This window comes from Selenomonas sp. ND2010 (genome assembly GCF_000702005.1).
GTDB lineage: Bacteria > Bacillota > Negativicutes > Selenomonadales > Selenomonadaceae > Selenomonas_A.
On record NZ_KL370847.1, the window covers coordinates 82676 to 95367 of the forward strand.

9 protein-coding genes are annotated in these 12692 nt (G+C 50.4%); all 9 read left to right on the top strand.

Annotated features, from left to right (window positions below; all coding sequences use genetic code 11):
* The first annotated feature begins 22 nt into the window (after positions 1-22).
* From T504_RS14015 to T504_RS0112460, 9 genes are read left to right on the top strand one after another with little or no spacing between them, the layout of a single operon-like run.
* Positions 23-3025 carry a DUF5672 family protein gene (locus tag T504_RS14015; RefSeq protein ID WP_051635376.1) on the top strand — a complete coding sequence of 1001 codons (3003 nt, stop codon included), beginning with the start codon at positions 23-25 and terminating at the stop codon, positions 3023-3025.
* 19 nt (positions 3026-3044) lie between these two features.
* Positions 3045-4292 carry an autotransporter strand-loop-strand O-heptosyltransferase gene (locus tag T504_RS0112425; protein ID WP_051635377.1) on the top strand — a complete coding sequence of 416 codons (1248 nt, stop codon included), beginning with the start codon at positions 3045-3047 and terminating at the stop codon, positions 4290-4292.
* Complete coding sequence (locus T504_RS0112430; RefSeq protein WP_033171358.1) at positions 4289-5569, top strand: glycosyltransferase family 9 protein; 1281 nt, start codon at positions 4289-4291, stop codon at positions 5567-5569. The genes T504_RS0112425 and T504_RS0112430 overlap by 4 nt, the downstream gene beginning before the upstream one ends.
* A 9-nt stretch (positions 5570-5578) precedes the next feature.
* Positions 5579-6568 (top strand): glycosyltransferase family 2 protein, encoded by a 990-nt coding sequence (locus tag T504_RS0112435; RefSeq protein ID WP_051635378.1) that lies wholly within the window; start codon positions 5579-5581, stop codon positions 6566-6568.
* Complete coding sequence (locus T504_RS0112440; RefSeq protein ID WP_051635379.1) at positions 6565-7764, top strand: autotransporter strand-loop-strand O-heptosyltransferase; 1200 nt, start codon at positions 6565-6567, stop codon at positions 7762-7764. The genes T504_RS0112435 and T504_RS0112440 overlap by 4 nt, the downstream gene beginning before the upstream one ends.
* A 4-nt stretch (positions 7765-7768) precedes the next feature.
* Positions 7769-8917: a glycosyltransferase family 2 protein gene (locus T504_RS0112445; RefSeq protein WP_051635380.1), complete on the top strand. Its 1149-nt coding sequence runs from the start codon at positions 7769-7771 to the stop codon at positions 8915-8917.
* Positions 8918-8925: 8 nt separating this feature from the next.
* Complete coding sequence (locus T504_RS0112450) at positions 8926-10272, top strand: glycosyltransferase family 9 protein (RefSeq protein WP_033171359.1); 1347 nt, start codon at positions 8926-8928, stop codon at positions 10270-10272.
* Complete coding sequence (locus T504_RS14020) at positions 10269-11438, top strand: DUF5672 family protein (RefSeq protein ID WP_051635381.1); 1170 nt, start codon at positions 10269-10271, stop codon at positions 11436-11438. Before T504_RS0112450 ends, T504_RS14020 begins: the two co-directional genes overlap by 4 nt.
* 19 nt (positions 11439-11457) lie before the next feature.
* The gene (locus T504_RS0112460; RefSeq protein ID WP_033171360.1) at positions 11458-12684 is read left to right on the top strand and encodes a glycosyltransferase family 8 protein; all 1227 of its coding nucleotides are present in this window, start codon (positions 11458-11460) and stop codon (positions 12682-12684) included.
* Positions 12685-12692: the final 8 nt, after the last annotated feature.

Below are 12692 nucleotides of genomic sequence, written 5' to 3' on the forward strand. Positions count from 1 at the left end.
AGAACCAAGGAAGAGGCAGAACATGAGTGTAGTGATTACCATTCCGATTTATCGGGATTTTTTGAGTACAACAGAAAAAGTATCGTTGATGCAGGTAAAGCGGATATTGGGCAATTATCCTTGCGTTTTTGTGGCGCCGGAATCCTTGGTATTTGATTATGAAGGCTTGGAAGATGGCATTGCCGTGGAGCGCTTTCCGGACCATTATTTCACGAGTATTACGAGCTACAGCCAGCTGCTGTTAAACGAAACGTATTATGCGCGGTTTGCATCTTATGATTATTTGCTGATTTATCAGCTCGATGCCTTTGTCTTTGCGGATCGGTTGCAGGAATTTTGTGACCTTGGCTATGATTACATCGGAGCACCGATTGCACCGTCGAATCCCATTTGGCATGCCATTGGCGCACGTGTGGGCAATGGCGGCCTCTCGTTGCGGAAAATTACGGCGGCAAGGCAGGCGCTCAAACGCTGGGAGCAGCTTCCTGTAGGGCGGCAGCAGATTTTCCAGGATGTTTTTTTGCAGGTCGAGGACTTGTTTTGGGGCTGGTGCGGGGTTCAGCCAGATTTTGATTTTCGGTGTGCGCCGATTGCAATCGCTTTGCAGTTCGCTGTCCAGGAAGAGGTACAGCGCTGTTACCGGCGAATCGAGGCGGGGACGCTGCGGCCCTTTGGCTGCCATGGCTGGAATGAAAGTCATGTGGCGTTTTGGCAGCAAAAGATTGCGGCGTGCGGCTATGATCTTACCGGCCAGAATTTGGTAGAGGGCAAGAGCCGCCGACGGGCAGATTTAGAGACCTATTGGCAGAAGCGCCGGTATATGGATATGGCAAGGCTTTGGGGGGCTTTTCACCAGCAGCGCTATACGGAAATGACAATCTTGCTCTTGACCTGGCTCGAGCGTTATCCCGCTGGGGATGAGGTGTGGATTGGTTATGGCGAAGACCTGCAATACCTCTGGCGCTGCTGCTATCAGCAGCGTTTAACGCAGCCAAATGCCTTAGTGGTCTTGGAAACGCTGGAGCAGGTGCTCGACGAGGCGATATGCCGGACGTTGCAGGTTGGCGAAGGACAGAAGTTCCTGCCATTGTTGTTGGAGAGCCTGCAACCGCTTATCTCCCAGTCGAAATCCACAGTGGCCAAGAAACTGTGCCAGCTGATTGAAGATATCCGCTGGCAGGCGTGGGAGGCAAAGGCTCAGTATGCAGAACCGACTCCCGCTGCGATAAAGAAATATCATATCGCAGCCATTGGCATAGTCAAGAACGAAATGGATATCATTGAAAGTTTCGTGCGCCATACGTTGAGCTTTGCCGATGAACTGTTGCTTATCGACCATCAGAGTACAGACAAGACGGCAGAAATCCTGCGGGCCTTGCAGCAGGAAGGCTTGCCGCTTACTGTACATACATCGAATCGGGTCGAATATGCCCAGGGCGATATGACGACAGATCTCTTGTATGAAGCAATCAATAAGCATGGGGCCGATTTGGTTATTCCGCTGGATGCGGATGAGTTCCTGGTAGGCACTAAGCCCGGGAAGAGCATACGGGAATATTTAGAAGACTTGGATAGGGAGTTTGTATATAAGCTGCCCTGGCGGCGTTATAGTCCTTATCAACCAGATGTGCGGCGTGAGGAGTTCTTGTTGGCGCGGCCGGCTCTGGGGGATATTTACCGTGATGCGGGAAATAAATGCATCGTCGGGGCCAAGGCCGTATTAGACAATAAGCTCCAAGTGATACAGGGGAACCATTATCTGTATTCGGTACAAGAGGGCAAGATGGTGGGCAGGGATATGCTGGATTGCCAGACACTGGAAATCGCGCATTTCTATTGGCGCAGTTCCGAGCAGTTCCAAACAAAGATTGCGGTTGCCTGGCCAATTCTCGTATCGAAATATTCGCTGGCTTCTATCGGTGGTGGTGGTTACCGCCTCTTCCATCAGCGGCTGATAAAGGGCGAGGCCATCAATCCGTTTGAATTTTTCAAACGGGCCAATGGGGTAGATTTACGGCCGTTGGTGCAGCCGCAGAAACTGCGCTATAGTCAGCAGGTCACGCCAAATCCGCAGGTCAATCTGATGCAGGCCAGTGTTTTGCTGGCGGAACGATTGAAGGAAGAGAAGATATTGGCTCGCAAGATATGGGTCACGACAATCGTTCCTTATCTCGGGGAGTGGGAGGAATTTTGCTCGCGTTTGCGGCAGGTGGCAGATCAGGATTATCCTTATCTGCAGGTATTGATTCCCTGCATGAATCAGGTAAACAGCAGCGATTTGATGAAAATCAAGGAGAGCTGCAAGCGGAATCTGCCAAAGCAGCTCGACTGGCAGGTTTTGGCAGATTCGCCAGCGGGGGAGGTATTTACCCAGCTTTCGGCAACTGCTAAAGGCGATTTTATCCATTGGCAGTTGCCGGGAACAGAAATGGCTGCTAATTTTATGTTACGTATGGTGTCAGCTATCGCGGAACAGAATGTCTCTATCAGTCTATTGATATCCGACGGGCCAGAGGACTATCGCAATGAGCTTCCCTATATTACGATTCATCCTATGGATAATACGCAAGTGGCTTATTGTGTGACTTTTTGGCAGCGGCTGGTCGAAATCGGCAAATATCCGGCTGGTGGTTTGACGGGGGCCTTGATGGCCCGGCGCTTGATGGATGCGTGCAGCTGGCTGCGGCAGGCTTTTTTGCGGCCTGAGGGCTATATGCTGCCATTTACGGCTTGGAAAATCCTGCTTACTGCAGGTGATACGCAGTTGGTTGGCGTGATAACCGAGTGCTATGCTTGGCCCCAGACGGTGGAACTGCCGCTGGAAACGCTCGTCATGCATCAGCTCGAATGGCTGGAGCTCATAAAAGCGGAAAAAGCAGCGGGGCCCCAGGCGAATTGGCCGGAAACCGTAACGCTGTTCTGCAAAAATGGCGAACGGATATTGACGCAGGCCTTGAATATTGGTGTTGATACGGCAACGCCGCTTTGGCAGCAATATCAGCAGGCGTTGCTCGCGATTAACTAATGGAAGAAAGAGGTAAAGAATGGAGATGTTTCCGTATCCCATCCAGTATTTTTCTTGCCGGGAATATACAGAAAAGCAGCAGGAATTGATGGAAGAAAACAATCGTATATTTTTTAATGAAATGCATGTTCATATGGGAGCTGTAGCTGGCGATACGGGCATTGACGGGCTGAAGTTGGATTTCCGCAATGGGCTTCGCTTGCAGGTCCCCGCAGGGGATTATCATGTGCGGATAGCAGATGCCGAAACTGGCACGGTGTATTTTGATGAAGATGCAGCCGAAGTCATCCTGGTATCGGAGGAAAAATATTATATCCCGTGGTTTATCGAGGTCTTTTACGCGGGGCAGAAGGTGTTTGAGCATTGCTTTGATCCGACAGGGCAGCGTATCCATATTGGCGTTGTCAGTACGGCGATGGGCGATACGATTGCCTTCTTGCCTGCGGCTGTTATGTTTGCCAAGCAGCATCAAGCGAAAATCTCGATTGATGTCCGTGAAAAATGGCGGGAATTTATTCAGGTCGCCTATCCGGAAATCGAACAATGTGAAAAAATTCCGGAGGATACTTATGCGGTTTTCTGGCTGGTAATCGGCTTTGATGATCCGCATTTCATCCCGATGGATGGACGACGGATTCCAATGCGGGCATCGGCGCAGTATATTCTCGGACAGGATTGTATCGCACCGCGTATTCCCTGGAAACCGCGTAAACTGCGGACAATCGCAGAACCTTATGTGTGCATTGGCGTGCAGGCTTCGGGCGTAGCTAAGACCTGGCAGTGGCCAAATGGCTGGGACGAAATCGTGGCGTATCTGAAACAACTCGGCTATCGGGTGCTGTGCATCGATCGCGACAGGGTCGTAAGTGACCAAGGCATCACTGTAAAGATGCCAGCGGGCGCCGAGGACTTTACGGGCAATATTCCACTGGCTGAGCGGGCTGATATGCTGGCGTATGCCGATTTTTTCATCGGCCTTGGCAGTGGCCTTTCGTGGCTGGCCTGGATGGCGGGGTGTCCTGTTATCATGCTGGTGGGATTTTCGGCAGTTTGGTATGAATTCCCGGAGGTTTATCGGGTCATGAATCCCCGCGTATGCAATGGCTGTTTCAATGATGTCCGTGTTCATTTCTTGCGGAAAATTTGCCCGTATCATGAGCAGAAGAGTCCGCATTATCTGGAGTGCCAGCGTCAGATTGCTCCGGTAATGGTGAAAAAAGCTATCGATCGTTGCCGGCAGGAGCATAAGAAGGAGTTGCTGCAATGAGAGAACATGCTTTGTCTTTAGCTGGGGAACAGCTAGTGCAACTGGCCATGGATGTGCATCAGCTTTCCGTCGCGAAGCTCAAAGCGCTGATGGAGCCGGCTTTTGAGCAGGCAGGTCTGCGCAAACAGCAGGCTGGGGCAGTGAAGTCAATATTGGTGTTGTTATTCGATGCGGTAGGCGATACGGTGCTAACGACAGGCTTTATGCGGGAGCTGCGACGCGCTTATCCCCAGGCGTATATTGCTGTGCTGGTGCGGCCTGGTGTGGCGGAGCTTTGGGAATTCTGTCCGTATATCAATGAACGTATTTTGTATGATGAGCGCCGCTTTCAAGAGAATCAGCGGGAAGCTTGGCAGGAGCTAGTGGCACTTGCAGAGGAGCATCTTTGGCCAAAGCAGTTCGATTTATGTATCTCAAAGCTTTGGGGCTGGGCGCAGCTGCGCAATGAAATCCGTCTGGTGGAATACTTAAGTGGCGCCAAAGAACGCGTGGATTTCAGCAATACAGTGTTCAATGTCTATGGAAACTTCGAAGCTAGGCCCGACTTTGCCGAGGAGTTGCTGACAAAATCACTCGTTAGTCCGCCAGAATACCTGCATGAGGCCGAGCGCATTTTTTATGTGCTGGAAGCCCTTGGGACTAAGCCTGGCGATACCAGCATGGATCTTTGGTATGGTGCGGTGGATAGCCTGCGGGCCAAGGCATTGTTGGGCTGGGAGCAGACGGCGGACGCTATCTATATTGCCGTAGGCCTCGGTGCGGGAACGCCAAACCGCAAATATCCGCCAGAGTTTTTGGCACGTGCGTTAAATGAGCTTGAGGGACGCTATCCTGCTTTGTGTTTCGTGTTGATTGGCGGGCCGACGGAACAGCAGGCGGCTGAGCAGTTGAAAAAGGCCTTGCCGCAGAGGCATGTGGTAAATCTTGCGGGCAGGACAAGCCTTCGGGAAACGGGCGCGGTACTCGACCTGTGTGCCATGTATATCGGCAATGACACGGGGACCATGCATATGGCGGCAGCTTTGCAGAAACCGGTACTGGCCTTTTTCCGCGATCCGCTGGACAAGGATGAATTCCTGCCAGGGGTATTCAGCGGTTTTCATCGCTTTGCGCCGTGGCAGGTTCCCTATATCGCTTTGCGCCCGGATAAGGCAATTGGGGCCTGCCAAGAGGAAATCATCTATGGCGGTTGCTGTGGCAAGACCGCGCATTGCATTGCGACTATTCCGCCCGAAGAAGTCGTGAAGGCATTTACTATGTTGATAAATAATTGTTGAGGTATGAAAATGAAGTGTCCTAGTATTTCGGTCATTGTGCCTGTATATAATTGCGAACGGTACATACAGGCATGCCTGCAAAGCCTGCTGGCACAGACGTTGCAGAATTTTGAACTCATCGTTGTCGATGATGCGTCGACAGACCGCAGCGGGGAAATCTGCGCGGCTATGGCGACGACTGACAGCCGTATAAGGCTTGTGCAGCTGCAAGAGAACTCCGGGGCCGGTATGGCACGCAATCGGGGAATGGAGACCGCCACAGGGCGCTTCTTGACGTTTGTGGATGGCGATGACGTTGTTGAACCAGAATATTTGAAGACACTATACGCGCAAGCAATACTGCATAATGCAGATGTGGTTTCAGGTGGTAGTCAGGAGTATCGCTTGCAGAAGGATGGCTCATACCTCTTGTATGATTTAGTACGGTTGACAGATTCGGTATGGATTATGCCAGAAAATGTTTTGTTGCGTATTGAGGCAATGCTGGAAAATCGAACTAATGTTGCGTCATGGGGCAAGCTTTATCGGCGGGAGCTTATCGAAAAATATCAACTGCACTTTGATGATATGCCAAACTTTGAAGACTGTCTGTTTAATTTTCTATGCCTTTATTATGCCAAACGCTATGTGTTTATTTCCGCCACGGACTATCACTATCATGTGCGGGAGCAGTCGTTGTCACGCGGACAGGATTTGTCTAAGATAAAGCAGTACTGGCTGTCGGGGATAAAGACATTATTGGCCTGCGAGCAATGGATGGCAGGGATGGAGCTTTTCCAGCAGAATCCGGAGCTCAAGCAGCGGATAAAAGCTTATTTTTTCGGCATATTCCTAAAGCGGCATATGCTGCCTGTCTCTAAGTGCTATTCCTTGGAACAAATCAATCAGGAAATCGGTCCATACTGTCAGGAATACTTTAAGGAACAGCAGGATTTTGTGATGTTATTGCTGGATTATTGTGTGATGCAACAATATCAGCTTAAGGATGAAGAAGAATGAAACCAATCGTGTTTTTTAGTGCTGCGCAAAATGAAATGAATGAATACCATCAGGCGCTGTTAGTCCGGCTGATGGAAAAGGCCGGCGAAGTCAAAGGGGAGACTGGCATCCTCGGGCTTAAACTTGACTTTAATTTTGGACTGCGTCTTGAAGTACCGGCTGGGGATTTTGCCGTCCGCGTGAGCGACAGTGAAAGCGGCCAGGTGTATTTTGAGGGAGAGGTCAGCAATCAGCTACTGGCTTCCATGGAAAAATATTATATTCCCTGGCAGGTAGAAGTCTATCAAAGTGGCAGCATGGTATTTGCGCATCGCCTGGATGTTACGGAGCAAACCGTATACTTCTATCTCGGCAATGCTTTGGGCGATATGCTGGCGGTTATGCCTTACGTTTTGGCCTTTCAAGAAAAATATCATTGCCGGGTTGTCTGCGAGCGGCAGGAAAATTTCGCGCCGCTGTTTGACGTCTGTTGGCCGCAATTTCCCATGGTGGAGAAACTGCCAGAAGATGCCTATGCGGCCTTTGTGCTGGGGATCTTTCAGGATGCGCCAATCTTATCGCCAACGGATGCGCGCTCGGTGCCGCTCACGCAGCTTGGCGGTGTTCTGTTGCATCTGCCGGTTGTGCCAAGGAAGTTGCAGCTTACGGCTGCGGGGCGGAATCCCTTAATAGAAGAGCCTTATGTATGTATTGCTACCCAGGCTTCGGGGGTCAATAAGTGCTGGCATTATCCGCAGGGCTGGGAAATCATCATCAAGCGGCTGAAACAGGCAGGCTATCGCGTGCTTTGCATCGATGGCGATCGGGAACTGCGACAGGGGAGTTATCATGTGGGGATTCCTAAAGGGGCCGAAGATTATACCGGACGGCGGCCGCTGGATGAACGCCTGGCATTGCTCAATGGGGCGGCCTGCTTCATTGGCGTGTCGAGCGGGCTTTCCTGGCTAGCCTATGCGGCAGGGACGCCGGTGGTGATGATCAGCGGCTTTACCCTGCCGTCAAATGAATTCTTTACGCCGTATCGGGTCATCAACTATCAGGTCTGTCATGGCTGCCATAATGACTTGCGCGTTGACGATAAGAATTATTTTTGCCCGTATCATCAGGGCACGGAACGGGAAATGGAATGTTCCATGGAGATAACCGCAGAACAAGTTTGGCAGCAGGTACAGAGGTGCCTGCTGGTTGGAGAATAATGTTATGAGAAAAACGAGCATTATAATACTTAGCTATAATACGCTTTCGTATACGCAGTTTTGTATCGAAAGTATTCGCGCTTATACGAGAAAAAATAGCTATGAGATTATCGTGGTAGATAATGCTTCTACGGATGGTTCGTTGGAATGGCTCAAGGAGCAGCATGAAATAAAGCTCATCGCTAATCCGGAAAATGTTGGCTTTCCAGCCGGCTGCAATCAAGGCATGAAGGCCGCCGCGCCAGGAAATGATTTATTGCTGCTCAACAGCGATACGATTGTGACGCCACACTGGCTGGATAATCTGCAGCAGGCACTTTACAGCGGGAAAGATATCGGCGCGGTCAGCTGCGTGACCAATAACTGCAGCAATGGCCAGTCGATTGCGGTGGATTACCAGACCGTAGAGGAACTGCAGCAGTTTGCAACAGGATACAACCACAGCGATGCGCAGAAGTGGTACAGCTGGCCAACATTGGTTGGTTTTTGCTTCCTGTTGAAACGCGTAGTATACGATAAGATTGGCGGTATGGACGAGCGTTACTCGCCGGGAAATTACGAGGATGATGACTATTCGTATACAATCCGTCAGGCAGGTTACCGGCTGCTTTTGTGCGCCGATACGTTTATCCATCATTTCGGCAGTGCCTCATTCAAGCAGGCACTAGATTCTGAGCAAGCCAAGGCCAGAAAGGAACGCTTTGCCAGAATCCTAGAGGAAAACGAAGCAAAATTCATGCAGAAATGGCAGGTATCGCCAGACCATAAAGTATTCCATGGGATTACGGATGTGCTGCAGCCAGAGGATGCAGGCAAGCATGTTCTGCTGGTACGCTGCAGTGTGGGTCTCGATTTGTGCAATTTGAAGCGCAAATATCCGCAGCTGCACCTTTCTGGAGTGGTACTAAATGTTGCGGATAAGGCGAACGCTGTGCAGGATTTTCCTATCCGCTATGTGCCCCAATGGGAAAATATCAGTGCTGCGATTCCCGCAAGGCAGGATATTATCCTGGTACTGGGCAATGTGCGGACGATTCCGGACAGCAAGCAGGTGCTGGAAAAACTTGCCCGGCGCTTAAAACCGCTGGGAAAACTCTATTATTATGATGATCAGCATTCGTATTGTGAGCAGCGCAATGTAGAGGATGCTTGAATACAGGGATGGTGATAGATATGCGGGCGATTGAGGATATACAGCAGGGCATCGCAGTTTATGAAGAACAGATAAAGCAAACGAAGGAATTTAATACGCATGATTTTATCCAGTATATGGAGCCGTATTTTGTGCGGCATGGGTATCGTACGGCAATGCCAGAATCGCCGCGGAACATCCTGATTATCCATGATGCGGGCGTGGGGGATTTCATCAATTTGTCGCCATGTCTGCGGGCTATCCGCCAGCATTATCCATTGGCACATATCGTGCTGGTGCTTTTTCCGCGGGCTTTAGCTTTGGCTGAGGCCTGTCCGTATGTAGATGAGGTCATACCGAATCTGCGTCAATGCGATTGGAATGATTTCCTATCGCTTTATGAATGGAATCAGGGATTTTGTGCAAAGCTTCTGCCCTATCATTTTGATTTGGCCTTTGTATTCCCACATTATGGCAGTGCGGTGCAGCTCGCGTATTTGAGTGGAGCTAAGGAGCGTGTAGCATATGATATCAGCCGTGTGCAGAAGTCAACATTTTGGCATGGTGACATACCGTATGATGTGGTGGAGCCGTTCATCAATCGGCCCGTATCATATCAGGAAAAAAATAGCCATTCCTGTGAACGGTATTTAGGCGTATTGGATGGAGCGTGGGGGGAAAGGGTAAACGATAGAAGTCTGGAAATATGGTGCCAGCCAGCGGACTTGGCGAAGGCAAAAGCTGTATTGGCTGACTGGATACAGGCGGCAACACCTCTTTATGCTGTAATCATGGGCGGACAGGGAGCATTTAATCACTGGCCGCCAGAAAAATATGCCGAACTTGTGGTGTGGCTGCTGCATGATTATCCGGCAATGCGTTTTGTATTGTTGGGCGGTGGTGCAGCGGATGAGCAGGAAGTGGCACGTTTCCTGACAGCTTATCGTGCTTTAGAAGGCGATGAAACAAAAATCAGGAATTTTGTGAGTTGCCTTACCTATTGTGAGAGCGCTGCGGTGATGGATTACTGTGAGGCTTATATTGGCAACGATACGGGGAATATGCATATGGCGGCTGCGTTGGATAAGCCCGTGCTGATGCCGTGTTGCTATCCAGCGGAATTTCCGATTGGTCCTGATGATGTGTCAGCAGTTTTTTATCCTTGGCAGGTACCGGCCGTATTCGTCCAGCCAGCAAATGCTTTGCCAGAATGCAGGCCGAAGCGTTCAGAACATGGCTGTTGTTCTATGAATGAGGCGCATTGTATTTGTCAGGTCGAAGTAAGAGCTATGCGCCAAGGTTTTGAAATCTTGCGTGAGCGGTGTCAGCGCGGAGAGAATAGTTTGTTATGTATCAATCAGGAGCAGGTGCTATGAGTCATAAGAAGTTAGTAGCAGTAGTGATTCCGGTTTATAAAGCTGAACCTACGCTTACAGACGTTGTAGCTATGCGGCAGCTGCGCAAAGTGCTGGGAAATTATCCACTGTACTTTATCCATCCGGAATCCCTGCAGCTAGCTTATGGAGAATTAGAAACAGGAATCGGTAAAGAAGCCTTTGCAGATATTTATTTCCAGAGCGTTACCGGCTATAGCGCCTTGATGCTCTCAGCAGAGTTTTATGACCGCTTTGCCGCTTATGAATATGTGCTGATCTATCAGCTCGATGCCTTCGTATTTTCTGACCGTTTGGCAGAGTTCTGTCGAAGGGGCTATGACTATATCGGTGCACCGGTGCGGCGGCTGACGCCGCTATGGCATGCAATCGGTGCGCGCGTAGGCAATGGTGGTTTTTCCTTGCGGCGCGTAGCGGCTTGCCGGGCAATGGTTCCCGTATGGCAAAGGTTGCAGGCCGAAGATCACCCTTGGAGCGGGGAACTTCTCGATTGTGAAGATGCGTTTTGGGGTTATTGCGGAAAAAATCCGCAGTTGGATTTTACGGTGCCGGATGTGAAAACGGCCTTGGAATTTGCGGTGCAGGAAAATATCCAGCATGCCTATCCGCGCATGCTGGCTGGTTGGCGGCCATTCGGCGCGCATGGCTGGAATAAGATGGATGCAGTTTTTTGGGAGCGTATCCTTGCGCGTGAGGGCTATCCTTTGAAGGGGCTTATCAGTAATGATTTTGGCCGCAGGGATATCGTGCGGAAATGGCAGGTGCACCAGCAGGCTAATCTGCCGCGTGTCTATGGCTGCTGGCAGCGGAAGGATTTTCGCGGTGCACTTGATTTGATGCTTGACTATTTGCAGCAGTATGACGAAGGGCATAAGACTTGGCAGCAGCAGACGTACGATTTATTCCAGCTTTGGCATATGGCTGAAGGGGATCGTGGGCAGGCTGGCATGATAAGTGACCTATTCCAGCAAACTGTCGAGGAGGGCATACGGCGTACGATTTCAGCAGGAAACTTTACGTCGTTACAGTTATGGTGGGGGGATCGGCTGGCAAAACGGCTGGAATCTCAGGTAAAGCATCGCACGGGTACTGCTCTGCGGGAAATGTTATTATTAGGTCATGAAGCTGAGCGAAGGGCAGGTCTGTAATTGAGGAGTGTAGGATAGAATGATTGATATTTGCTATGCGATAGCTGATGAGAAGGGGACGTATAGTAAGTTTCTGGGAACGTCATTATGGTCGCTTTGCGAGCAGCACGAGGAGAAGGATCTGCATATCCATCTGTTGCATGATGGGACGTTGCGGGAAGAAGAAAAGGTGAGGTTTCACCAGGCGGCCATGCATTTTGGCCAGCAGCTTTCGTTTTACAATGTGGAAGTGCTGGCAGCGGCGGAGCTTGACTATTTGCGGCAGGAATTACCTCAGGCTGGGGTATCGCGTTATACTTATGCGGCCTTTTACCGCTTGTTGGCGGCACGGTTATTGCCGCCAGCAGTGTCGCGGTTTATTTATTTTGATGCCGATACCGTAATTCATATGGATATCGCTGGTTTGTGGCAGGAGAGCCTGGAGGAATATCCGCTGGCTGCGGTAGCAGAGTATGATGAGGCAGGAGATCCGGCGGATAATCCGATGGTGGCAGCAGGCTGGCTGGATGGCCGTGATTATTTTAACTCCGGGGTATTGCTTGTAGACCGTGAGAAGTTTTTGGCGCAGGGCGATATCCTGCGGGCAGGCATCAAGCGGTTAAAACAGCTCGAAGGATTTGTGTTTTACGATCAGGATATCCTCAATGCATATTTTGCTAACGGCTATAAACATTTGAATATTGCCTATAATGCGTTTGTGCCAGCTTTGCAGTTTCGTAAAATCCAGCAGTTGGTACCCGCAGTTTATCATTATGATGCGGGAAGTCTCGGTTTGCGGGAAGACGACGTCTATGATCGGCTATTCTATACGATGTTTTCCCAGACGCCATGGTGCGACGAAGACTTCCTCTATCGTTGTTTTGCGCAGATGGAGCGGCAACATGATATCGATCTGGAGCTGGCGCGGCAGGTATTCAGCGTTGCCAGTCAAAGGCAGCGGATATTTTGCGCCAATGAAGCCTCACAGAAAGCGATTCAGGAACTTTTCAATTTGGGAGGGAAGGATCGTTACCTTACGATGCGCAGTGATATGGATTGGGCGGGACGCCTGTGCCAATATGAGCGCGTAAGTCCTGCGGGACGCAGGCTCTACATCTTGTTTTCGGGACAGTATGAGAAAATAAAGCAGGAACTTTTAGCGGCAGGTTGGCAGGAGGGGCAGGATTTTATGGATGGTTGGCTGCTTCTGCCGGAGAAATACAGCGGTCATCTTTTCCGTTCACCAGCACTGATCCGTAATCTATAAACTGAGGA